The sequence below is a fragment of the Microcystis sp. M179S2 genome (assembly GCF_020245805.1).
GTDB lineage: Bacteria > Cyanobacteriota > Cyanobacteriia > Cyanobacteriales > Microcystaceae > Microcystis > Microcystis aeruginosa.
In genome coordinates, this window is the sequence record NZ_JADBUE010000347.1 from 1 (window position 1) to 23238 (window position 23238).

Here is a 23238-nt window from a genome sequence, read left to right on the forward strand (position 1 = left end):
AGGGCTTGCGGTGTCAGTCTGTGGAGCGACTATAAGACCAGAACAGAGTAAATCTGTTAAGGCAGGTGCGGAACCCCGCAAGGGAAAGAAGCAGAAACCTAAATCGTGAGGTTTGGGAATCACCGTCCGTTCACGGCGGTGAGGATGTCAACGGACAAAGAAACGATCTTTTCCGCTGCCCCTGTTTATGAGGAGTTAACCGACCCCGGCGATTGGGAACAGTTAAAACGGCAACTAGACCAGAATCAAGACCTGATCGCCTCCTCGCAAGTCGATACTTCTTTTCCTTCCGTCCTCGATCCTTGGTCCTAGTCGGGTAAAATGCTGGGGAAAAGAATTAAAATTTAACCTGGGCAATATTTGAGGACTAAAAAGGAATGACCACAGAATTAGAAACCAAAAAAGTTACTCCTACTCGCTGTTTGGTTGGTGCGGCAATTTCGGCAGCATTGGGGACAATTCTCTATTATCTCACAGCAGCGATCGGTCATTCTTTTTACTCAAAACCAATGGTTGCTCACAGTCCGATCGCCTTGAGAATTGGCAGCGCTGTCCGCACTTTAGTTTTTGGTTTAGCTTCTCTAGGAACCTTTATTTTTGCTTTTGTCACCATTGGTTTAATTCTTTTGGCTATCCAATTACTGCTTAAACGCCCTCAACAAACATAAATTATGAATTATGAATTGGAAGTGGGAAAGTGGGAAAGTGGGGAGCTTTTTAGTGATCAGTAAACAGTAAACAGTGAACTGATAACTGATAACTGATTAACGGACATTTTGAGCGGTAAAATCTTCGATGAGTTGTTCTAAAGCGGCCGAGGAGGCGCGGGTAATCAGAAAACATCTAAACTCCTGGCCTTGACTGAGATATTGGGAATAGGCCGCCTGTAAAAAAGGTTTATAGCCGGGGTTTTTACGAATATACACCTCAAAAAAGGCCAAAGATAGGGAATGGGCGTAACTATCGATCACATAGGGTGCGGGCAGGGTAAGATCGGCTACGGATTCGATCGCTTCGTTAATTCCCGCATCTAGTACCGAAAAATCGACGTGAGCTTGACCTTCAATCAGAGCTAAATATTTATTTTCGGTGTTGAGCAGGGGAAAAGAGCGCACCTGTTCAAAAATAGCGGGGGTAGCGGGATCGTAGGTTCCTGCCGCTACAAAACTGGGAATTTCGATCTTAGCTAGTCCTTTAGCCCCGAAAATACTCCAATTAAACGGATTAACCGCAAAAATCGCTTTGATTCTCGGATCGCGAAAGTTGTATTCTTCTCGGGGTAAATCCAAAGCACGACACTGGAGCAAGAGGGAGACATTGAGAAAAGCTAATCTTCTTTGGCAGTCCCGTTGTAAATTCTCGAAATCGATCGTCGCTCCACCCACGGCTAAGGCTGTATAACCGCCGAAGGAATGTCCACCAACTCCCACATTATCTACATCTAATTGCCCCTGAAATTCCCCCGCGTTGCGTCTTTGCAATTCATCGATCACAAAAGATATGTCCAATGGACGATTGACAAATTCGTTGCTATCAAAAACCATCCCCGATAAACCAGCGAGCAGATTCTGCACCTGTAGGGTATCGCTGCCGGGGTGTTGGGGTATGGCGACGAGATAACCGTAACTAGCCCAATGTTCCGCTTGTCGGAGAAAATCTTCGGGACGAGAAGCTAAACCGTGGGAAAAGACAATAACGGGGGTTTTCTGGGTTAATTGCCCCTTGGGTTTCACAATGATTAGATAAAGTTCCCTCTGACGACGGCTATCGGTTAAATCCAGCCGCATTTGTTCTACTTGTCGCGGTCCCGGTTGTCGGGGGTCGGTCATGGCGGTAAAATTAATTTCACCAGCCTTTTTAGCTTCTTCTAAGGATAATTGCGCCACCTTTTCCGTGAATACTGTGGTCGCTTTCAGGACGATATCGATCGCCCTAGCTAATCTTTGCACTCTTGTCACATCAATCTGCATATTAGTGGGCAGATTACGCAGCAGATTAAGAATAGTTACCCCTCCCGGTTCAAAAGCTGATTTAATTAGGGCAGAACGCAGAGCGAATTTACCATTAATACCCCCTTGAATGGTGATCAGTTCCCCTAAAAGGTTGAGGACATCTTCCCCCATTCTGGTGTTAAAAAAGCGCGAGATCAGGACGGGATTAATTTCTTTACTTGTGGTTAAAGCTTGGCGAAATTCTCTTTGTTGTTCGGGGGTGGTATTACCTAAATATTGTCTTAGATTAGCGTCAATTCTGCCAGTCTCGACAAACTTTTCTAGGGAACTAATTTCTAGGGTACGACTAAAGGGCGGTAAGATAAAAGTGATTCTCTCGGCCGAGAGGACAGGAAAGCTAGTCAGTATCGTTCCCAAGCAACCAAGAGCGATCAAGCGACCAATTTTAGCTAATTGCAACAAGTTTTTCGGCTCCTTTTCTTTCTGCGATCCTATTCCCTCTGGATTATAACAGTAACCTTTCAGTTTTTAACCGTTTTCTTGCTTGACTATCAACAAAAATTATCAATTTGCCACGGTCGATAATCTTGACCTAGAATAAGTGGGTGGGTGGAATTAAATATAAGATGAACGTAGGTTGGGTTGAAGCATGAAACCCAACGCCCGATTATGTTACGCTACCGCTAACCCATCCTACAAATAATTGTGCCTACCTACTTATCAATTTACCTCGATCGATAATCTTGACCTAGAATAATAGGCAACAAGTCTCGAAAATTTCCATCTTGCCGATTTCAAGCTACCTAACCGCTCACTGCTCATGATTTCAGGGTAAAAATGCCAAAGTTGCCACTACTTTCACCCCAAATTCTTCCTCAAAAACAGGTTTTTTATAGTCTAAACTCCACAATTCTAAAGCACAATCATCTTCAGCATTATTGGGAAAAAGATGCAGATGTAGGGTTCTATATTCAGGATCATACTTACATTCAATCTTTTTAATCGCTCCTATTTGTCGCCGATCTAAAGCCACAGCCAAGCGCAGTATAGCACTTAAATGTCTGACCATATACTGATAGTATTCAGTTAATTTCATAAAATCATCGTGCCTTTTCTTCGGCTTACTTTTGCGATGATAACGAGCGATATTAGCGATCACTTCTAACTCTATTTCCGTATAGCCCAACAGTTCACCATTACGAATTAAATAATAGGAATGTTTATGATGGGCAGCATGACTAACATATAAACCACTATTATGCAGTATAGCCGCCGCCCATAATAAATCTTTAGCCTCCTGATTCCAAGAATGTAATTGTGCTTGGGTTTGCTCGAACAAAGACAGGGAAAATGCCGCTATTCTCTCAGCAGATTCTAAATTAACTTGATACTTTTTCGCTATTTTCAAGACACTGCGCTGACGGATTTCACTCTGATAAAGTAACCGATTATCAATTAAACCGTGCGTCAGCATCCAATCGACGATTACCCCTTCTCGCAAGGCCCTTTCACAGAGAACTAACTTATCAACATCTAACATGGTCATCGCTTCCAAAAGCACGATCGAACCGGCTAGAATTATCTCGGCCCGTTTATCGGACATCCCCAGAATTGCCAGTCTTTGGTGATAGTCCAAAGTGGCGAAACGTTTGACCAATTCTTTGACATCTTTGCGGGTTAATTGATAGCCATTTAAAGGATTGGGAATTAACCCCAATTTCTCCAAAGCATGGATAGTCATCAAAGTTTCGATCGTCCCAGAAGTTCCCACTAAGCGCGGCACTTCTCCCAGCTGTAAATGATGTTTAATTTCCTCTACTGCCCGCTCTAACATTCCGCGGGTGTATGCTCTTAAATAGGCCAATTCTGTGGTACTAATGGGATCGGTGGTGATCAAATCTTGGGTCAAACGCACCGCGCCGATTTTGGTACTACTAAGAAAGCGAATTTCTTGACTATCAGCTAAGATTAATTCTGTGGAACCACCACCGATATCGATAATAATATGGGCTTGATTTTGGAAATCCATTCCCGAGACGACACCGAGATAAATCCGGCGCGCTTCCTCCTGTCCGGAGATGAGATTTACAGAAATACCGACTTCTTTCTCGATTAAAGCCAAAAATTCGTCGCCGTTGGTCGCTTCCCGGGTGGCGCTAGTGGCAACGGCAATAATCTGATCCGCCTGGAGACTAATAGCCAGATCGTGACAGCGTTTTAAAGCAGCGATCGCTCTTTCCATGGCCGCTAGGGTTAATTTACCGGTTTTCCTATCTCGATCGCCCAGACGGACTGTATCCTTTTCTCTGGCAATAATCGTAAAAGCGGGTAAAGACGGTTCAATTGCCACTACTACCATGTGAACCGAATTCGTACCAATATCGATCGCCGCTAGGATTTGGACATCGGAGGCTTTTGCCTGGGGCGCTAGTCCCCGATTGGGTATAACTTGATTAGAAATATTCACCATCGCTTATCAGTGATCAGTTACCAGTCGGGGGATAGGTGTTAAGGCTGGTCTTATTATCCCTCTAATTGCCCGCCTCGGCGCCGCAATTTTAGCTTTGTATAGCAGTTATCTTATTCGTCAATATACAATTTTCGCTGCTCCAGGGCCAATTGCCGGAATTCCCCCTCCCCAAATTCTCCCTCCCTGGGACGGCGCTCTTGATCGCACTCGACTAAATAGATATAATCACAATCAACCCCTTCTAAATTAGTATTTTCGGCGATTTTCCAAGCTTCGATACAAGCACCCGTCAGGGTGGCTCCCTGTAAATTGGCTCTCATCACGTTACTATGGGCTAAATTTGCCCCTTCTAGATTAGCGTAGGCTAAATTTGCCTCGCTGAAATTTGCCCTAGTCAGGTTGGCATTTTTGAAGTTAAACCCGTAAAGATTCAGTCCGCGAAAATTATGGCCAATATAAGCTTTATTTTCCCCTTGACCAGTAACCAGAAGATTTCTCATCGCAACTTCGTCCAGAATTGTCTTTTCCCAGCGCGCTCGCTCGATGCCCGATACCAGATAAAATCGAGTTCTAGTTAAATCTTTTGCCCTTAAATCAGTGGCTTTTAACTGCGCTCCCGTGAAATCGGCTTCTTGGAGATTTGCCCCGCAAAAATTTGTACCTTTACTGGCTAAAAAAGCAATTGCCATGGATTTCGTGACCGTTGCTCTCGATTCTTCTAGGGATAACCAAGCCAGATAAGCGGTGAATAAAGTACCACAAACCCCAACAATCAAAGCTATAGAAAAAGTTCCATTCATCACAGCTATTCCAGCTAATGCTCCCTGAAAAACTAATATAATTCCTGTCAATAAAGTTAAAGTTAAGCTGATAAAAATTGCTAGGGTAAAACTTATTGCTTGACCAGAAATCAAGGATAAAACTAAGGGCAATCCCCCCACTCGCTGACGATAAAATATTCCGTAAATTAGAGATAAAATCGTGATTATACCCGCACCAATAATTTTAAATTTGGTTACATCTGTCACCAGCATTAAAGCTAGATAATAACCAGCTAATCCCCACATATATCCGCAGACAGCCGCTATTAACCAAGAAATTAAAATTAATTGTAGCCGACCGCGCTTTAGTAATCCTGCCCTAGCCTCGGTAAATTTAGTTCCCTCTAAAATAGCCCCTTGAAAATTAGTACCACGCAGATCTGCTTGACTAAAATTCGCCCCCGATAAATTCTTTCCTTGAAAACACTTTCCTTTTAATTTTACTCCCGTAAAATTGCGTTTCCCTTTGGCATATAAATCCAGTACCTCACTTGCTCTCATAGAAATTAAAGAGTTCTGTTTTTGGCTTGATTGATTAATGTAATTCATAACAACTAAGTAAGTAAGTGGTTATAATTAAATTGAAGATAGATTTTGTCTTTGATCCTCCCTGCCCCCCTTAATCCTAGGGCCGATTCATAGTAGGGTTGATTCATGAATCAACCCTACCCTTCTATCCCTTATAGGGATCTTTCTTAACAATTTTTTCATTAAGCACTCCAACTCTTATCCTGACTTGATTTCAGTTTTTTCTTTGTCAGTAAGGGTGTCAACAAGGAATATTACAAATTGTTAACCGAGTCTTGAAAGCGTTGTGCTACAAAGGTTTGAAATGTTAAGAAAGATGTGACTAATGGACAGCCTTGATAAGGGGGGTGTCTGATAATTTTTAACGCCTACCTACTTATTATCTTTTTAAAATTGGCTTTGGTTATTTGTTGGCAATTTATACTAAATCGGTTTTGAATAGTGCGATGAACTCCCAAGTTATGGATTGTTTCTCCCCGCTCCCCCGCCATCCTATCCCTTGTAAACAGGATTTAGTATAATACAGATTTAACTGGACAGACCCCTGGGGATGAGGGACTTTTTTAGGGGCAATCCACGGCAAAAACAGCCCCTAAAACTGATTATTGACCCGGACTTGGTGTTTCTATCGGGGACTCTGGGGAAAGGGGAGTCGATTCAACTATTGGCGGTGGGGCCGGAGGTTGGAGAATATTGCGCCAGCCTTGCATTTGGGAGCGAGCCGAACTGTAAGCGGTACTTTCCGGGGATACGGATTCAGCAAGGCGAATAGCTTCCAGATAACGACCATTATTAGCTAGGTCCGTGGCTAAAGACAAAAGCTGATAACTCCAACGTTCCAGCAATTCAGTCCGTTGCACACCCGCATCGGTTTTAGTGGAAATATTGGTAACTAAAGCAATCGCCCGGGTTAAACCTTCTGCGGTTCCCATCGCCGCTAATTGATTAGCCTGTTGGAGATTTTGACGGGCCCGCAACTCTCGGCGCCAACGACGGATATTTTGGGAAGCTTCCGAGGAAAGAGTGCGACCGGGGGGAATTTGATTGGCAGTTTCGATCGCTGTGCTATAGTCTTTGAGATTGGCCAAAGCTTGAGCCTGATCTAAAATGGGTTGATCCTCCATGCGTTCAATCCGCACTTGCCAGTCGCCAATTTCCCGTTGGGCATCTCGGTATAAGGCCCGATTCTTAGCGATTGCCCGCGCCTGAATAATAGCGTTACTGAGGGAATTAATATCGCCGGGGAGAGCAATTTCCCGCGCGCGTTCTAAAATCGGCCGGTCTTCTATGACTTGTATTTGACGATTCCAAGAGCCAATTTCCTGCTGTGCTTGCGACCAGAGGGGATTATTACGGGGAACCTCGCCCGCTTTCGCGATAGCGGCGCTATACTGCTCGATCGTACCTGCTTGTGCTAAATCTCTAGCCTCGGACAGTATTCTTAGATCCTGTACCTGTAACTGCCAGCGCTCCCTCATAGCTAGGGCCGTTTGATGGAGAGGTCGAGAAGCGTCGATTTGTTCTAGTCCCAGTATGCCAGCTTCCAATCCCTCCACCGTGCCGACTTCCGCATCTAAGGCCGCTGCGGACAAGAGGGACCAATCGGTGACATCTTCTTTAATTTTGAGGTCTTTGGGGGTTTGGTTAGCCAAATCCCGGAGAGATTGCCATTGCTTCCGCTCAATTAATCTTTCGGCGTATTCTTGCAGTTTATCCTCGGTTTTCCCGATTAATTTTTCTGCCTCCTGATAGGCATAACTGCTGGCTTGAATTTTTCTAGCTTCTTCGATGACTTTGAACCAATTGTCGAGACCGCCCCGGGCAAAGAGATTAAAGGCATTATCTAATTTACTGCTATCTTCCCGGGCGACGGTAATTTTAGCGAGCGCTTCATTATATTTAACCGTTGCCCAGTATTCGTTATTTAAGTTCAATAAATCCACCGCTAGACGGAAAGATTGATTCCAGTTGGAAGCGCGGAGATTTTCCTCTAGTTTGCTTAAGATATCGTTGCCTTCCGTCCAAGTTCCTTGCCACTTAGCGATTCTTTCTTCAATAATTGCCGCTACTGCCATATTATTGGGGATTTGACGAGCTTTAGTGATCGCTTGCTGTAAATTTCCCGCTTGATAGTCTTTTTCAGCCAAATTCAGGATATCTCGCGCCCATTCTTCCACCTGTTGATTAACTTGCGATCGCAAGGGATGGTCATCGGGTAAAGCTTCCACTAGGGCAATTGCTGCGAGTAAACCCTCCACGGTGCGACTATCGGCGGAAAGTTGAGCGCAGTAGAGACGCAGGGAGGCAGAAGCAATAGGCCAGAAGATTTTTGGGCAATTGGGCGACTTCTGCATATTTAATAACTGCCAAGTGGCGAGAAAGCCAACACCGCCAAAGACGACGACAAATAAAGCCGCCCAAACTTTCCAAGTGAAACGATGCTGGTATCGGTACCAAAAGAGAAAAAGAAAAGATTTAGTTTTCTCTGGCCAACGAGTCAGGGAGTCAATCGATTCTCGTTTGACTAGATTTTTGGTTAATTCTTTTCCTTTAAACATTCACGACTCCCTGACGGATATTTTAGATAGATTTTACCTTAATGGCGCTCATTGCCCAACTTCTCAGCAAGATTCAGCTTGTAGAGACTCGACTAATTCGATTAATTGCGTCTCGTTGGCATTGTACACTTCCCGACAAAACTCACAGATGGCTTCCGCTTGTTTATCCTTTTCGATGATGTCTTTTAATTCATCGACCCCGAGGAATTTTAAAGCTCCTAAGGCCCGTTCAAAAGAACAATCACAATCAAAACGCAGCATCTGCACAGCCGGAAAAATTTCTAGACCCATATCTCCGAGAAGTTCCTGAAAAATATCTTCTAGTCCTTTTCCTGCCCGTAAAAGAGGCGTAAATCCCGTTAATTTTCGCAATCTCGACTCTAAACGAGCCACCAAGACCTCATCCCGGGACGCTTCTTTAGAGAGAACTTGTAATAAAATTCCCCCGGCTGCCGTCACTCCTGTGGTCGTACCGACAAAAACCCCCACTTGCAAAGCGGAGGGAATTTGTTCCGATTGGTCCAGGTAGTAGGCGATATCTTCCCCCACTTCCCCAGAAACTATCTCGACGATGCTTTCTTGAAGTTCATTTCTCCCCTCGCCTTTTTCTTCCCGTAAGACTCGCACATAACCCTTGTCACCCACGGCGCGACCCACATCTAATTTACCCTGAGCATTGGGGAGTAATTCCACCTGGGGATAGTCCACATAACCCCGCACCGTGCCATCGAGTCCCGCATCAACTAAAACACCGCCTAGGGGACCATCGCCTTTAATGCGAATATTGACCCTAGAACCGGGTTTTTTTAAACTGGAAGCCAAGAGTAAAGCCGATGCCATCGTGCGACCGAGAGCGGCAGTGGCTACGTTAGATAATTTATGTCTTTGGCGGGCTTCTTCCGTTAAACGAGTGGTAATCACTCCTACTACTCTAATTCCGCCATCGGCGGCCGTGGCGCGGATTAATTTATCTGCCATACTACTTACTGTTATCCTTGGAAAACGCTGTCCCGATTTTTAGTTATTCTTTAACTAACTTAACAAAAATTATCAGACAACAATATGTTCGGCAATTTTCAACAAAGTCAGCTGCGTATCGAAATCTCGGCCAGTGAACAGGCTATCCGGGATAGTTTGCTCAAAACTGCTCATCTCCGTCAATGGCTGTGGCCGCAAATGCTCTCGCCCAATCTACCCGATAAATTAGAGGAAGGCTTGACTTTTACCTCTTGGTTAGGTTTAATTCCCATACAACATCAGGTTTTATTGGCCAATGACCAGTGTTTACGCTTGCTTTTGAGTCAAGGTATCGATGGCTATCACGAATGGTATTGGGGCGATGGTTGGTTACAATCGCGGTTAGAAGGCATTTCTCTCCTTCCCCTCAATCTCGGTCAAACTCTCAGTTTGTTGAAATTACGACTATTTTTGAGCAATCAAAAGTTAGAAGTGAAGGATTTAGGAGTGGCTAGTAGGTAAATCGCACTTTAAAAACCCAATTATGGATTGTCTCTCCCCGCTGCTCACTCTCCTACACCGGGAGAGTGGCTGCACTATGCCAGTCCGAGACCAATGACAGGATAAGAACGGGGGTCTTCACCCGACATTTGAGATAAAATCGATCTAGTTAAAAATTTAATTCCGAAACTATGTTCGACGCACTGGCCGACCGCTTAGAAGACGCATGGAAAAAATTACGAGGTCAAGATAAAATCTCCTCGGCCAATATACAAGAAACCCTCAAAGAAGTCCGGCGGGCTTTATTAGAAGCAGATGTTAACCTACAGGTGGTCAAGGGATTTATTGCTGAGGTCGAGAAACAAGCCCTCGGCGCTGAAGTGATTTCCGGAGTCAATCCCGGTCAGCAATTTATCAAAATTGTCTATGATGAATTAGTTAAAATTATGGGGGAAAGTAACGTTCCCCTAGCCCAGGCCGATAAACCCCCCACCGTAATTTTAATGGCCGGGTTGCAAGGGACGGGAAAAACCACCGCCACCGCCAAATTAGCCCTATATCTCCGCAAACAGTCCAAAAGCTGCCTGATGGTGGCCACCGATGTTTACCGTCCGGCGGCCATTGACCAATTAATCACCCTCGGTAAACAGATAAATGTTCCCGTCTTCGAGATGGGTTCTCAGGCTAATCCCGTCGATATCGCCCGTCAAGGTGTGGAAAAAGCCAAAGAATTGGGCGTAGATACGGTTATCATCGACACCGCCGGTCGTTTGCAGATAGATACCCAGATGATGGGCGAACTAGCACAAATCAAGAAAATTGTCAAGCCCGACGACACTTTATTAGTGGTGGATGCGATGACCGGTCAGGAAGCGGCCAATCTCACCAACACTTTTCACCAACAAATTGGCATCACGGGGGCAATTCTCACCAAACTTGATGGCGATACTCGCGGTGGTGCGGCCTTATCAGTGCGGCAAATATCGGGACAACCGATTAAATTTGTTGGGGTTGGCGAAAAAGTAGAAGCTTTAGAGCCATTTTATCCCGATCGCCTTGCCAGTCGCATCCTCAATATGGGTGATGTCCTGACCCTAGTGGAAAAAGCTCAGGAACAGTTAGACCTAGAAGACGCGGCCAAAATGCAGGCCAAGATTTTAGAGGCTAAGTTTGATTTTAATGACTTCCTCAAACAGATGCGGCTGTTAAAAAATATGGGTTCCCTGGGGGGAGTCTTAAAGTTAATCCCCGGTCTAGGCAAACTGAGCGGGACAGACATCGAAAAGGGCGAAAAAGAGTTAAAACGCACGGAAGCGATGATTAATTCCATGACCACGGAGGAACGCGCTAACCCCGATTTATTGGCTAAGTCTCCTAATCGTCGTCGTCGCATTGCCAAAGGTTCGGGACATCCAGAAACGGAAGTTACCAAACTAATTACTAATTTCACCAGAATGCGATCGATGATGCAACAGATGGGACGGGGACAAATGCCCGCTATGCCTGGGATGCCCGGGATGGGTGGCGGAATGTTTGGGGGTGGCAATCAACCGGGGTTCCGCGGTCAAGGTGGCAGCCCGAAAAAACCAAAGAAAATCAAGAAAAAGAAAGGTTTTGGCGATTTATAGAGGCTAAAAATGTTGAAATCCAGAGCTTAAACTGAGGTTTCTACCATCGGCTAATTTTATCTCTCTCCCGGGGACAATTTGACCGATTATCGCCCCCTCTTCCCCCACTTTCTCCAACAATTCTCTGGCACTGTCCGGAGGCAAACACAAAACTAACTCAAAGTCTTCACCGCCGTATAAAGCCCATTCTAGAGCTTTTTCGGCTCCTACATATTCTTTCAGGGTTGGATGCAGGGGAATCCTCTCGATTTCAGCACCAACCCCACTACAGCGACAAATTTGCATGATGGCATCTGCTAACCCGTCACTGCTATCCATGCCCGCGATGGGAAATTGCTTGACAATTTTTTGTAAATGTGGTATGCAATCAAGTCTCGGTCGCGGCCGTTGATGAGCTTGGATTAATCGCTTTTTTTGGGCGGAATTTAAATTCCTCCCGGTTTCAGGGTGAAAGAGTAACTCTAATCCAGCCCGCGATAAACCGTGATAACCAGTAATAACGATACTATCGCCAACTTTTGCGTTAAAACGTCTAATTTCTTCATTTTTTGCCACTTGTCCCAGGGCGGTGATGCTGATGTTAATCTCCGTGGCCCGACAGACATCGCCACCAACGATCGCCGTCTGATATACTTGCAGACAAGAGCTAAGACCCCGATAGAGTCCTTCTAGCCAATCGATGGCTAGATCGGGAGTTAAAGCCAATCCTACCGTAATTCCCAGGGGTTCTGCCCCCATAGCCGCTAAATCGGATAAATTAGCCGCCGCCGCTCGCCAGCCCACATCTTCCGGAGAGGTAGTAAGATCGCTAAAGTGGACGTTATTAACTAAAACATCAGTGGTGACGACGAGAGAATAACCCTCCTTGAGGCATAAAATCGCCCCATCATCACCGATAATCTCGGCAGGACAATATTTTTGCAGAATCGGTAGCAATCCCTGTTCACCCAAATCTTTAACGGTTAAATTCATAATTTCTGGGAATTGAACAATGCAGCTTCTAAAAAGTCTTTAGTTAGGGTTTGCTGAAAAAGTTTTTCGGTGGGGGCAGGGTGTGGGGTGTGGGGTGTGGGGTGTGGGGTTTTACCGGTTTTGAGGTGGCCAATTACCTAATTTTCAGGGAAAAAGTACCTGAATTTTCCCCCTGATCACTCCCATACCTGGTACTTTTTGATTGACAAAAAGTCTAAAAGTCTTACCCAACAAGGTTTTTAGATTTATTCAGCATACCCTAGTTAAGAGGATTGGCGCTGATTTTTTCGTAGGCGCGATCGATAATTCCCCGACCGCGCAAAAAGCCGGTATTAGCCCCCGGACAAAGATAGGAGAGGGTTTCCGGACTAAAACGGTCTAAAATAGCCTGTTGCGATCGCAATTGCCGCGGCCAGTGGAAAGTTTTCGCGGTCTGTAGGGGTCGCGGTTGACCCTTGGTGTCGGGGAGAAGATGACGACCGGTAAATAAAACCCCCCCGTGACGCTGCCAGTAGAGACAGGAGGAGCCGGGAGAATGGCCAGGAGTCCAAAAACCGCTACAAGTGGGAGATAACTGGATTTGCTGCTGAAAAACGGTAATTTGACGGTGAGGAAGCAGATAAGCTTCCTGTTCCTGTAGAATAATCTCACAATCAAGTAAACTTTGCAGAGAATCGCTCTGTTTCCCCTGACCCCCGCGATGGGTAAAAAATAGGTAACGGACCCCTTTTTCGAGGAGAAAATCCCGCTCGCTCTCCTCACAGCTAGGACAATCCACCAGAATATTACCAGTATTTTCTACAATAAGATAAGAGGTTCCCCCTAGGGTTTCCCGATTAGGCGAGAAAGCGTATAAACCTTCTAGAATTAATCGAGGGGGTTTTGTGGTTTTGCTAACCTCTAAAGGAGACGATTCGGTTTCCGATCGCATGGTTTGCCTATCCAAATCACAATCAATGCGGTTTACAATTTAGCACGATCGATGACCGGGCTGGCTGAAATTAGCCGCCTTTTACTCAAGAGAAAAGAGCCGATATGGAAATGTGGTTGTTATTAGGGATTCTGGGCGGTTTCACCTATTTTATCGTCAAGCGTAGCGTGGCCAAAATCACGACAACACCAATTTGGTTAATTTGGTTAGTCCTGATGACTCCGGCTCTTATTTGGACCGGCTGGACGTTAATCTATGGAGAGGATACCCCCATGCCGGCATTTTTGCTGGTCGGTCCTTTTGTGATCTGCCCTTTTTTGTATTGGTGGCTAGTACAAAAGGGTCGAGTTACTCCCCAAGAAAGCCCCCCATCACCACTGGAAAAAGCGAATTTAGTCCTAGAAAATATTGATAATCCTGCACCTAAAAGTGATTTAAAACCGATCACTGCTGAAGAGGAAAAATCCCTACGAGATTGTTTTCCTTGGGGGATTTATTATCTGCAAAATATCGATTATCGTCCCCAGGCAATTCTCTGTCGGGGCAAATTGCGAGCGGTTCCCGAAGAAGCTTATCAAGTGATTAAAAACAATGTGGAAAAGGTTTTTGGGGATCGCTTTTTATTGCTTTTCCAAGAAAGTTTTCAGGGACAACCTTTTTTCGCTCTTGTGGCTAATCCCTGGCAGCAAAAAACAGAAACTATAGAAACTGAAAAAGTTACTCGCCCCTTTCTTGCCCTGGGTTTATTGTTATTAACTATCTTAACTACCACAGTGGTCGGTGCGGGATTAAGTGGCATTACCACCCAACAATTAGAAAATAATTCTAGTTTATTATTGCAAGGTTTACCCTACAGTTTAGGCTTAATTGCTATTTTAGGACTGCACGAATTCAGTCATTATTTGACAGCAGTTAAATATAAAATTAAAACCACTTTGCCCTATTTTATCCCCTTTCCTTTCTTCCTCGGCACCTTCGGGGCTTTTATTCAAATGCGCTCCCCGGTTCCCACGCGTAAAGCTTTATTTGATGTGGCGGTGGCCGGTCCTTTGGGGGGTATAATTATCGCTATTCCTCTACTGTTTTGGGGGTTGTCCCTCTCGGAAATAGTTCCCCTAACTAATCAAAGCAGTTTATTAAATTTTCAGGCCTTAAATCCGCAGTTTTCTTTTCTCTTGTCTATCCTAGCTAAACTAGCCCTCGGCAGTAATTTAATCGCCGGAAAAGCGATCCATTTACATCCTTTAGCGGTAGCTGGTTATGTAGGAATTATCGTTACAGCCCTAAATTTAATGCCCGTGGGTCAATTGGATGGTGGTCATATTGTTCACGCCATGTATGGGCAGAAAACCGCCATAATTATCGGTCAATTAACTCGATTATTCATGTTTATTTTAGCCCTAGTGCAACCAGATTTTTTACTCTGGGCGATTATTCTCTTATTAATGCCAGTCAGCGATCAACCTGCTTTAAATGATGTCACCGAATTGGATAATAAACGAGATTTATTAGGTTTATTTTCCCTGGCTTTGTTATTAAGTATTTTGCTACCCCTTCCCGAAGCGGTGGCCCGTTGGTGGGGGATGTAAGCGACCGCATCAATCAACCTGAGTTCCGGGAAAATTATCGGTCAGTTAGGGGATAAAATCCCTATCTCCTACGTCAATGTGAGTTCGATGACCCTCACCCTCGATCACTTTAATCCACAAAGCTGAAGGCTGACAACTGATCACCGCTCACTGATATATGGTTCTCAAGGCTAATTCTCGCAGAAAAAAGCGAGTTTCTCTGAAAGCGAAGTTAGGCAAATCTAGGTTAAAATTGCTGGCTATTCCGCTAATTTTGGCGAGTTTAGGCTGGTTATACCACGATTTACGTCAGCAGTGGCTAAAACCGGAAGCGATTTTTGTTTTGGGAGGTCATGCCGATCGAGAACGTTTTGCGGCAAAATTGGCTAAGGAATATCCCGATCTACCGATTTGGGTGTCTTCCGGTAGTCCGCGACGATATGTGAGAAAGATTTTTAAAAAAGCGGGAATTCCCCCAGAACGTCTCCATCTCGATTACAATGCGCGAGATACTGTCACTAACTTTACTAGCCTAGCCGATCAACTGAAAGCCGAAGGTATTGATAGTGTCTATCTAGTCACTTCCGATAATCACATGAGAAGGGCGCGATTAGTGGGAGAAATTGTTTTTGGTAGTCGCGGAATTGTGATTAAACCGGTGACTGTTCCCTCCCAATCACCCCCCGAACCCCTAGAAAAGTCCCTCAGAGACGGTTTTAGGGCAATATTATGGGTAATAAGCGGTTCCACCGGGGAATTTTGGCTAGAATCCGCTTCTAGTTCCCATCTCCGATCAAAATAAAATTATCTTGACAAAATACTCACTTTATGTTAAGCAAAAACACCATTTTCGCCATCCTATTGATTTTTGTGCCTATATCGATCGCCGGTTCGCTGTTACACTGGGGCGGAACAGTTGTTTTTATCACCGCTTGTCTAGCCATTATCCCCCTAGCGGCCTATATGGGGGAAGCCACGGAAGCGATTGCGGTGGTGGTTGGGCCAAATATTGGCGGTTTGATGAATGCCACCTTTGGCAATGCCACAGAATTAATTCTCGCCTATGTCGCTTTGCGGGAAGGTTTCATTGATGTGGTAAAAGCGACGATTACTGGCTCAATTATCGGTAATTTACTCTTAGTTATGGGATTATCGATGTTTTTAGGCGGTTTACGCTTCAAAGAACAGGAATTTCAACCAATAACTGCCCGTTTAAATGCCTCGGCCATGAATTTAGCGGTGGTGGCGCTCCTTTTACCCACTGCCGTGCAATTTACCTCCACGGGAGTCGGGGAAGCAGTCCTGCAACGTCTATCCGTGGCCGTGGCAGCGGTGTTAATTTTCGTCTATGGTTTAAGTCTCTTATTTTCCATGAAAACCCACACCTATCTCTACGATGTCGGGGTTGCCGGTATCGAGGAGGAAAGCGCTGGAGAAAACCCCGCAAAACCGAAAATCTGGTTTTGGTCTTTGATTTTATTGATCGTTACCATCGCCGTGGCCGTAGAATCGGAGTTATTGGTGGCATCCCTAGAGGAGGCTACGGAACAGCTAGGTTTAACGGCGCTGTTTACCGGGGTAATTCTTTTGCCTATTATCGGTAATGCGGCCGAACACGCTACGGCTGTCACCGTCGCCCTTAAGAATAAAATGGATCTATCGGTATCTGTGGCCGTCGGTTCCAGTATGCAGATCGCCCTGTTTGTGGCTCCGGTTTTGGTTATCATGGGTTATATTATCGGTCAGCCCATGGATCTAAATTTTAATCCCTTTGAGTTAGTGGCAGTGGCTGTAGCGGTGTGGTTGGCTAATTCGATTAGTAGTGATGGGCGATCGAATTGGTTGGAAGGAATGTTACTCTTAGCTACATATACTATCCTGGCCTTGGCTTTCTTTTTTCATCCTCTCACCGCTTAGAGTTATCCCTTGCAGATATATAGACAATGACGGACGCTTTGGCTTAAGGGAGTGGTAAAACTGGCAATTTCGAGGATTTTACCGCCAGCTTTCCCTAAATTCTTCTCTAAACTCGAACTATCCTCCGACGACCACTGACCACGATAGAGAATAGCGATTCCGGTCTTTTTCACGAAAGGCAAAGCATAGTTAACACAGATATCCACATTACCTACCGCTCGCAAACAGACGATATCGTAAGCACAGTTATGTTTAAGGTTTTTCCCGACGATTTCCGCCCGACCTAAACGAGTTTTCGTGTTATTTAACTCTAATTTGTCAATAACTTCTTCAAGAAAATTAATCTTTTTTTGGGTGGAATCCAAGAGAGTCACCGACCAATGGGGATAGGCGATCGCAATTGGCAGCCCCGGAAATCCGGCCCCGGTCCCCAAATCGATGACTGATAGAGATTTTGTCAATAGATCTGGCTGGGATTTTTGTAACCAAGCTAAACCCGATAAAGAATCCCAAAGATGTTTTTCCCAAAACTCCTCCGGTTGGGTAATTCGGGTGAGATTAAAACGTTGATTACCCTCTAAAATCAAGTCATAAAGTTGTTGAAATCGCGCTTGTATGGCCCCATCGGGTTGCCATTCTAGGGTTTCTTGCCAAAGGTCAAATAATTCAGGAAGGATCATTAATTCAGTTATCAGTTATCAGTTATCAGTTATCAGTTATCAGTTATCAGTTATCAGTTATCAGTCATCAGTCATCAGTTATCAGTTATCAGTTATCAGCTATTGGGGGAGTGGGGAAATTTCAACTAATACCCCAAAACCCTAAAACCTCAACTATCTGTTTTTTCACTTTTTACTTCCCTCAAATGTCCTTGTTCAATTTTCCAGTGACGGTCAGCAATAGGCAATAATTCCCCAGCATCGTGACTAACTACTAATAAAGTCCAGTGTTGTTTGAGACTAGCGAGAAGTTTAGCCAATTGACGACGCATCGACCAATCTAAACCGGCCGTAGGTTCATCGAGAAGTAACAGATTAGGCTGCCGGATTAACTGGACAGCGAGGGATAAACGACGCTGTTGACCTCCACTCAGATTGTGGGGAGAAGTATCCAGAGGAGTATTTTCTAATCCTACCTCCTTTAAGGCCGCCGTTAGGCGATCGCTTTTAATCTCCGGATGACCGAGACGCAACTCCTCAAGGATGGTTTTACCGCAAAAATGACGTTCAGGAAACTGAAAAACGATTCCTCCTAATTGTTGCAGGTGCAGCACCGTTAATTCTTGGTCGCGCCAGTGAATTGTCCCTGCTGTTTTATCGGCAAAGCCTGCTAGAATTTCCAAAAGAGTCGTTTTTCCGGAACCACTGGGGCCGACAATCAGACCTAATTCTTGGGGGGCTAATTCGAGATTAATCCCCTGTAAAATGGGATTGAGGGCAGCGGGAGGATGATAAACCACATCTTTGAGATAAAGCATTGACAGGAAAATAACTGGAAATTAAGTCTAGAAACCCGTTTCTATTGTGACAGATTTTTTCATTCGCTCAAGGAGACTTTTAACCATGGTGCTGCGGTTAGGTTTAACGAAAAAAATGGCGATCGGTGCTTCCCTGGCTGTTATGGTAATGGTTAACTGGATTGGTCCCGGGTTAGCTGGAGATCCTTTCCGCAAAACCAATCCCCGACCGATTGGTGATAAGACCGAGGCCGCTTTTAACGCTATTTTTAAACAAGGTAACTATCTAGAGGCAAAAAAATTAATTGTTGAGGCCACAGAAAAGGAACCCCAAGAACCTTTGTCCCATGCTATGCGCGCCTCTCTTGCTTTTACCGACCAGGATTGGAACACCCTAAAAACCTACTCCGAGAAAACTAAGGCAGCGGCCAAACAAATGCAGGACAGTGACCCTTTAAGGGGAAATTTGTATCTAGCGGTGGGGAGTTTTTTAGAGGGAACCTACGTTTTTCAAACCGAAGGAGCAGTATCGGCTATCCCCAGATTACAACAGGTGTTTCAGTATTTGGAAACCGCAGAAAAGGTTAATCCTACGGATCCGGAATTGAACCTGTTAAAGGGTTATATGGATTTGATTTTAGCGGTTAATCTGCCCTTTTCTAGTCCTCAAGAGGCAATTCAACGGCTAGAAACCTATGGTAGTCCTGATTACTTGGTTGATCGAGGCATAGCTCTAGCTTACCGGGATTTAAAGCAGTATGATCAGGCTTTGCAGTTTATCGATAACGCTCTGAAAGCGACCCCCGATAATCCGGAATTAATGTATCTGAAAGGTCAAATCCTAAGAATTCAAGGCAATACGGATAAAAATACCGGCTCTTTGAAACTGGCATTAGATTACTTTAATAATGCCCTGAAAAAACAGGAACAACTCCCCGAATCGGTCAAAAAACAGTTAAATCGCGAACACCGTAAGGTACAGGAGGAGATTAAATCCCTAGAAAACACCGCTAATCGTTGAAAAAAGCCTAAAAATAGTCAATATTTGTTTTTTTTATCAGTTATCAGTTTTTGAAGGCAAAAGGCAGCCGTCAAGGGTGCATCGCAGATTTGCAGGAATACCGACAATCAGCAATTATCAGTGACTCTTAGATGATGACAAATGTATCAGCAGCTGCGTGTAAGCATCCCACCGAAAAGCTAATGCGCTCCGGGGTTTGGGGGGTTCTACCCCCCAAAAGCTGGGATTGAGTGATAAAATCGGAAGTAATGCCCGATTTTAGCCGAGAGTTTCCCCGTAAAAATCCCAATTGGTAGATTTACAAAAATGAGATGCACCCGCCGTCAAATTTGGCCAAAACAGAAAATCTCCTCTTATGGTATATAAAGTAAAGGATTATTAAGCTTCGCAGAAGTTTATTAATTAAAGTTAAAAATATATTGACAAAAAAATTGGCTTGTGGTAAGGAGCAGAATTTAGCCAAACCTCCTAGCTGATTTCTTGTCAAGGGTTCACCTAAGTGTAATTGGAGATTTCATGACGGCAACGACGGATAAATTGCATGGGGAGTTGATCACCTCGATCGAGCCAGACTTTAAACTGAAAGATATTATTAAAACCATTCCCAAAGAATATTTCCAGAAAGACCCAGTTAAAGCTTGGTTTGGAGTGATTACGAATATTTTGGCGGTCATTGCGGGTTATGCAATGCTAGTTTATTCTCCCTGGTATTTACTGCCTTTAGCTTGGATTTTCACTGGTACAGCTTTAACGGGATTTTTTGTGATCGCCCATGATTGCGGTCATCGGTCTTTTTCCAATCGACGCTGGGTTAATGATCTTGTCGGTCATATTTTCCTCTTACCGCTTATCTATCCCTTCCACTGCTGGCGTTTCCTGCACGATCGCCATCATACTAAAACTAACATGGTAACTATAGATAATGCTTGGGATCCGTGGGAATTAGAAGCTTTTAACTCGGCCAATCCCTTAGTGCGTCTCTTTTATCGCGGCATTCGCGGACGTTTCTGGTGGCTTGGTTCGATCGCCCACTGGGCTATTCTACACTTCAACATCGAACAATTCAAGGAGAACGAACGGGAAAAAGCGCGCTTTTCGATGATTGTCGTTCTAGTTTTTGGAGCTATTTTGTTCCCAACCCTCATTTTCTACACTGGTGTCTGGGGATTGGTTAAATTTTGGGTGGTACCTTGGTTTGTCTATCATTTTTGGATGAGTACCTTTACCCTTGTCCATCACACAGACCCCGATATTCAATTTTTCCATCCCGAAGAGTGGAATCAAGCTTTAGCGCAACTAGAAGGGACAGTTCACTGTAGCTATCCCCGTTGGGTAGAAATTCTCTGTCACGATATTAATGTCCATATCCCCCATCATATCTCGACGGCGATTCCTTCCTATAACCTCCGCAAAGTTCACGCTAGTCTCAAAGAAAATTGGGGCAGTCACCTGAAAGAAACCGAGTTTTCTTGGGCATTAATGCAGCGAATTGTTGATTATTGCCATATTTTCGACTCCGAAACCGCCTACAAAACCTTTAAGGAAAGCGGCGGTTAAATCAGTTATCAGTGATCAGTTATCAGTTATCAGATTTGAGTTTTAAGTGACAGTATTAAATCGAAGTTTCCTACTGTCTTTTCACTGATTACTGATAACTTACCCACTGAAAAAAGATTACCAGGAACCGCGTTTACCATTGGGCATAACTGTTAACCAATTGGTTTTTGCTAGGGCGATTTGTTCTCGAGTTACTTGGGCATCAGAGAGATTAGCCCCGCAAAGATTAGCATCTTTGAGATTAGCGTAGCGAAGATGGGCGCCGGTGAGATTAGCCCCGCGTAAATCGGCCTTTTCTAGGTCTGCATAACCGAGATAGGCATTATTTAAATTGGTGCTTTTGAGAATAGCTTGACTGAGATTAGCCCGGCCCAGATCCCCATTGGACAGATCTGCCCCTTGTAAATTAGCTCCTGTTAATTTGGATTGACAAAAATTGACGCCCAAAAGTTTGGCTTTGGCCAGATTGAGATTTGGTAATTCCTCTTGGGCGAAATTGCGCCGGCCGTCATTGTAAGCATCGAGAATCGCTTTTTCATCTAAGCGGGGTTTTTTCTTCAGTAAGGTTAGCTCTGTGCTGCTGCGGGCTTTACTTTTATTCAATACATTTGTATCAAACAGCGAAAAAGCCATCTGTCCCCCCAGCATATTATCTGGAGAGGCCTCTGGATTTTTATTTTGGGGACGAAATTTAGACTTGAGAGGGACAGAAACGGAGGAAGTGGCTATCGAACCTGAATCTTGTCGGGGGGGCTGGGAAGTAACCATTGGAGCGGCGATTAAACTTTGGGCTAGACTATCGGCATAAGCCGTCATCTCTAAAGCATCCATTACCTCTTGGGCGGATTTGTAGCGATGACGGACAGAGACTTCCAGCATTGTTTTCAGGACTTGAGCAAACTGGGGACTCACCTTGACTAATTTTTCCCAGAGTAATTCACCTGTATTAATATCAACTTCGATCGCTTTAGGAGATTTGCCCGTGAGTAGATAGAGACAGGTAGCTCCCACCGCGTAGATATCACTAGCGTAAACGGGACGCATGGCCATCTGTTCGGGGGGGGCAAAACCTTGGGTACCCACGGCAAAATTAGTGAAAGCCGTTTGAGAATCGGCATTGGCCATGACGCTATTAACTGGATTTTTGACGGCCCCGAAGTCAATCAGAACCAATTTTCGGTCTGTTTGCCGACGAATTAGGTTAGCGGGTTTGATATCCCGATGAATTACCTTTTGCTCGTGGACATATTGCAAAATCGGCAAGAGTTCACTTAAAAACTGTTCGACTCCCGCTTCGCTAAACGGTCCGCGTTTTTTAACCTCTTGGTGCAGGTTATGACCTTTAACGTATTCTTGAACTAGATAAAACTGTTGATTATCTTCAAAATAGTCCAATAATCGGGGAATCTGCGGATGAACTCCCAGTTTTGCCAAGGTTTCCGCTTCTCGAGCAAAAAGTTCCCTCGCCATGCGAAAAACATTAGCATCTTTAGAGGGAGGTTGCAGTTGTTTGACCACACAGAGGGGCTTATCTGGTAGGGACAGATCTGATGAAACAAAAGTTGCCCCAAACCCTCCTTTCCCCAAAATGCCTAGGGTTTGATAGCGGTCGTGCAGAAGAAGTTTTGAACCGCAACTCTCGCAGATTAACGCTGTCGGGGCGTTTTTTGGTTGAGTACAGTTGGGATTAAGGCAGTAGGTCATCTAGAATCACCAATTGACCGATACTTTTTTACTAACACACCTTAACAATGCACTTTAAGAGATTCTCCTCAAGGGGGGTATCTCCCAAAGTCTAAAACCAGAGGCCTCAGACAATCAAAGCGCCTGTAACGCCTTTTTTGTTTGACGCTCCCCGCTCTAAAGAGACGGGGATTCTTCGTTCATTGAGTCTCCGTTAGCAAGCAGGATTTCTCCAACCAACCAAGAGGGAATCTCTCCCGAAGCGTTTAAAGTTTGCGTGCGCCCCACGCTACTTAATCCCTTTTGCAAGATGTTTAAAGCGGCGTTTCTATCTCGACAATCTGTATATCCACAATGAGGACAAACATGGGTTCGAGTAGATAGCGACTTTTCGACTTTTTGTCCACAACTAGAACAATTTTGAGACGTATTATGAGGTGAGACAGCTATAGTTAACTTGCCGTATTTGTCCCCAAAATACTCTAGCCATTGCCTAAAAACAGACCATCCTGCATCGGTTATCGACTGGGCTAAATGACGATTCTTGACCATACCTTTGATATTCAAGTCTTCATAAGCGATTAAGTCGTTAGACTTAACTAAACGGAGTGCCACACTCTTGACAAACTCTTCTCGTTGCCTACTTACTCTTAAATGTTTCCGAGCATATCGCTTTCTAGCTTTGTGATAATTACGAGATTGTTTTTTACCCTTACGG

20 protein-coding genes are annotated in these 23238 nt (G+C 44.6%); 9 read left to right on the forward strand and 11 right to left on the reverse strand.

Going from position 1 to position 23238, the window contains the following annotated elements:
- The first annotated feature begins 144 nt into the window (after positions 1–144).
- Both IM500_RS21770 and IM500_RS21775 read left to right on the forward strand, forming a co-directional pair.
- A complete protein-coding gene (locus tag IM500_RS21770; RefSeq protein ID WP_242034695.1) occupies positions 145–312 on the forward strand; it encodes a hypothetical protein in 168 nt (55 codons plus the stop codon).
- Positions 313–377: 65 nt separating this feature from the next.
- On the forward strand, positions 378–668 hold the full coding sequence (locus IM500_RS21775; RefSeq protein ID WP_002786666.1) for a DUF3082 domain-containing protein: 291 nt from the start codon (positions 378–380) through the stop codon (positions 666–668).
- A gap of 96 nt (positions 669–764) precedes the next feature.
- On the opposite strand, the gene IM500_RS21780 is transcribed toward IM500_RS21775, so the two are convergent.
- The 5 genes from IM500_RS21780 to hslO form a co-directional block, all read right to left on the reverse strand.
- Positions 765–2414, reverse strand: a complete 1650-nt coding sequence (locus IM500_RS21780; protein ID WP_190722802.1) for an alpha/beta hydrolase — start codon at positions 2412–2414, stop codon at positions 765–767.
- Positions 2415–2778: 364 nt separating this feature from the next.
- On the reverse strand, positions 2779–4422 hold the full coding sequence (locus IM500_RS21785) for a Ppx/GppA phosphatase family protein (RefSeq protein ID WP_190722803.1): 1644 nt from the start codon (positions 4420–4422) through the stop codon (positions 2779–2781).
- Between the two features lie 110 nt (positions 4423–4532).
- A complete protein-coding gene (locus tag IM500_RS21790; protein ID WP_287739524.1) occupies positions 4533–5744 on the reverse strand; it encodes a pentapeptide repeat-containing protein in 1212 nt (403 codons plus the stop codon).
- A gap of 629 nt (positions 5745–6373) precedes the next feature.
- Positions 6374–8329 carry a coiled-coil domain-containing protein gene (locus IM500_RS21795; RefSeq protein WP_287739525.1) on the reverse strand — a complete coding sequence of 652 codons (1956 nt, stop codon included), beginning with the start codon at positions 8327–8329 and terminating at the stop codon, positions 6374–6376.
- Between the two features lie 63 nt (positions 8330–8392).
- The gene (gene hslO / locus IM500_RS21800) at positions 8393–9307 is read right to left on the reverse strand and encodes an Hsp33 family molecular chaperone HslO (RefSeq protein ID WP_147069221.1); all 915 of its coding nucleotides are present in this window, start codon (positions 9305–9307) and stop codon (positions 8393–8395) included.
- An 84-nt stretch (positions 9308–9391) separates the two neighbouring features.
- Between hslO and IM500_RS21805 the strand changes: the two genes are divergently transcribed.
- Both IM500_RS21805 and ffh read left to right on the forward strand, forming a co-directional pair.
- Entirely contained in the window at positions 9392–9808 is a 417-nt protein-coding gene (locus IM500_RS21805) for a hypothetical protein (protein WP_061430868.1), read from the forward strand.
- Positions 9809–9978: 170 nt separating this feature from the next.
- Positions 9979–11415, forward strand: a complete 1437-nt coding sequence (gene ffh, locus IM500_RS21810) for a signal recognition particle protein (protein WP_002796145.1) — start codon at positions 9979–9981, stop codon at positions 11413–11415.
- 3 nt (positions 11416–11418) lie between these two features.
- Here ffh and thiL read toward each other — a convergent pair whose 3' ends face one another.
- Both thiL and IM500_RS21820 read right to left on the reverse strand, forming a co-directional pair.
- A complete protein-coding gene (thiL, locus tag IM500_RS21815) occupies positions 11419–12387 on the reverse strand; it encodes a thiamine-phosphate kinase (protein ID WP_190722805.1) in 969 nt (322 codons plus the stop codon).
- A 259-nt stretch (positions 12388–12646) separates the two neighbouring features.
- Positions 12647–13318 carry an MBL fold metallo-hydrolase gene (locus tag IM500_RS21820; protein ID WP_190722806.1) on the reverse strand — a complete coding sequence of 224 codons (672 nt, stop codon included), beginning with the start codon at positions 13316–13318 and terminating at the stop codon, positions 12647–12649.
- Between the two features lie 104 nt (positions 13319–13422).
- Here IM500_RS21820 and IM500_RS21825 point away from each other — a divergent pair, with 104 nt between their 5' ends.
- The 3 genes from IM500_RS21825 to cax all read left to right on the forward strand — a co-directional run bounded on the left by IM500_RS21825 (position 13423) and on the right by cax (position 16803).
- Positions 13423–14907 (forward strand): site-2 protease family protein, encoded by a 1485-nt coding sequence (locus IM500_RS21825; protein ID WP_287739526.1) that lies wholly within the window; start codon positions 13423–13425, stop codon positions 14905–14907.
- A 157-nt stretch (positions 14908–15064) separates the two neighbouring features.
- Positions 15065–15688: a YdcF family protein gene (locus IM500_RS21830; protein ID WP_147073192.1), complete on the forward strand. Its 624-nt coding sequence runs from the start codon at positions 15065–15067 to the stop codon at positions 15686–15688.
- A gap of 26 nt (positions 15689–15714) precedes the next feature.
- The gene (gene cax / locus IM500_RS21835; protein WP_190722808.1) at positions 15715–16803 is read left to right on the forward strand and encodes a calcium/proton exchanger; all 1089 of its coding nucleotides are present in this window, start codon (positions 15715–15717) and stop codon (positions 16801–16803) included.
- A gap of 2 nt (positions 16804–16805) precedes the next feature.
- Here the strand turns inward: cax and rsmG are convergent, their stop codons facing one another.
- Both rsmG and IM500_RS21845 read right to left on the reverse strand, forming a co-directional pair.
- The gene (gene rsmG / locus IM500_RS21840) at positions 16806–17483 is read right to left on the reverse strand and encodes a 16S rRNA (guanine(527)-N(7))-methyltransferase RsmG (protein WP_287739527.1); all 678 of its coding nucleotides are present in this window, start codon (positions 17481–17483) and stop codon (positions 16806–16808) included.
- 149 nt (positions 17484–17632) lie between these two features.
- Positions 17633–18280 (reverse strand): ABC transporter ATP-binding protein, encoded by a 648-nt coding sequence (locus tag IM500_RS21845; RefSeq protein ID WP_190358273.1) that lies wholly within the window; start codon positions 18278–18280, stop codon positions 17633–17635.
- An 85-nt stretch (positions 18281–18365) separates the two neighbouring features.
- On the opposite strand from IM500_RS21845, the gene IM500_RS21850 reads away from it, so the two are divergent.
- Both IM500_RS21850 and IM500_RS21855 read left to right on the forward strand, forming a co-directional pair.
- Entirely contained in the window at positions 18366–19280 is a 915-nt protein-coding gene (locus tag IM500_RS21850; RefSeq protein ID WP_104397989.1) for a Sll0314/Alr1548 family TPR repeat-containing protein, read from the forward strand.
- Positions 19281–19796: 516 nt separating this feature from the next.
- Positions 19797–20837: a fatty acid desaturase gene (locus tag IM500_RS21855; protein WP_190722810.1), complete on the forward strand. Its 1041-nt coding sequence runs from the start codon at positions 19797–19799 to the stop codon at positions 20835–20837.
- Between the two features lie 117 nt (positions 20838–20954).
- On the opposite strand, the gene IM500_RS21860 is transcribed toward IM500_RS21855, so the two are convergent.
- Together IM500_RS21860 and IM500_RS21865 are read right to left on the reverse strand one after the other, a co-directional pair.
- A complete protein-coding gene (locus IM500_RS21860) occupies positions 20955–22541 on the reverse strand; it encodes a serine/threonine-protein kinase (protein ID WP_190722811.1) in 1587 nt (528 codons plus the stop codon).
- A gap of 156 nt (positions 22542–22697) precedes the next feature.
- On the reverse strand, positions 22698–23238 hold a 541-nt coding region (locus IM500_RS21865; protein ID WP_287739528.1), incomplete at its 5' end, for an RNA-guided endonuclease InsQ/TnpB family protein.

What these genes read in the sequence shown, in the direction of transcription:
- hslO (WP_147069221.1), bottom strand. Translation starts at nt 9,307, where the DNA reads ATGGCAGATAAATTAATCCGCGCCACGGCCGCCGATGGCGGAATTAGA.
- IM500_RS21805 (WP_061430868.1), top strand. Translation starts at nt 9,392, where the DNA reads ATGTTCGGCAATTTTCAACAAAGTCAGCTGCGTATCGAAATCTCGGCC.
- IM500_RS21825 (WP_287739526.1), top strand. Translation starts at nt 13,423, where the DNA reads ATGGAAATGTGGTTGTTATTAGGGATTCTGGGCGGTTTCACCTATTTT.
- IM500_RS21855 (WP_190722810.1), top strand. Translation starts at nt 19,797, where the DNA reads ATGACGGCAACGACGGATAAATTGCATGGGGAGTTGATCACCTCGATC.
- IM500_RS21795 (WP_287739525.1), bottom strand. Translation starts at nt 8,329, where the DNA reads ATGTTTAAAGGAAAAGAATTAACCAAAAATCTAGTCAAACGAGAATCG.
- cax (WP_190722808.1), top strand. Translation starts at nt 15,715, where the DNA reads ATGTTAAGCAAAAACACCATTTTCGCCATCCTATTGATTTTTGTGCCT.
- IM500_RS21770 (WP_242034695.1), top strand. Translation starts at nt 145, where the DNA reads ATGTCAACGGACAAAGAAACGATCTTTTCCGCTGCCCCTGTTTATGAG.
- IM500_RS21850 (WP_104397989.1), top strand. Translation starts at nt 18,366, where the DNA reads ATGGTGCTGCGGTTAGGTTTAACGAAAAAAATGGCGATCGGTGCTTCC.
- IM500_RS21860 (WP_190722811.1), bottom strand. Translation starts at nt 22,541, where the DNA reads ATGACCTACTGCCTTAATCCCAACTGTACTCAACCAAAAAACGCCCCG.
- ffh (WP_002796145.1), top strand. Translation starts at nt 9,979, where the DNA reads ATGTTCGACGCACTGGCCGACCGCTTAGAAGACGCATGGAAAAAATTA.
- IM500_RS21845 (WP_190358273.1), bottom strand. Translation starts at nt 18,280, where the DNA reads ATGCTTTATCTCAAAGATGTGGTTTATCATCCTCCCGCTGCCCTCAAT.
- IM500_RS21830 (WP_147073192.1), top strand. Translation starts at nt 15,065, where the DNA reads ATGGTTCTCAAGGCTAATTCTCGCAGAAAAAAGCGAGTTTCTCTGAAA.
- thiL (WP_190722805.1), bottom strand. Translation starts at nt 12,387, where the DNA reads ATGAATTTAACCGTTAAAGATTTGGGTGAACAGGGATTGCTACCGATT.
- rsmG (WP_287739527.1), bottom strand. Translation starts at nt 17,483, where the DNA reads ATGATCCTTCCTGAATTATTTGACCTTTGGCAAGAAACCCTAGAATGG.
- IM500_RS21785 (WP_190722803.1), bottom strand. Translation starts at nt 4,422, where the DNA reads ATGGTGAATATTTCTAATCAAGTTATACCCAATCGGGGACTAGCGCCC.
- IM500_RS21820 (WP_190722806.1), bottom strand. Translation starts at nt 13,318, where the DNA reads ATGCGATCGGAAACCGAATCGTCTCCTTTAGAGGTTAGCAAAACCACA.
- IM500_RS21775 (WP_002786666.1), top strand. Translation starts at nt 378, where the DNA reads ATGACCACAGAATTAGAAACCAAAAAAGTTACTCCTACTCGCTGTTTG.
- IM500_RS21790 (WP_287739524.1), bottom strand. Translation starts at nt 5,744, where the DNA reads ATGAGAGCAAGTGAGGTACTGGATTTATATGCCAAAGGGAAACGCAAT.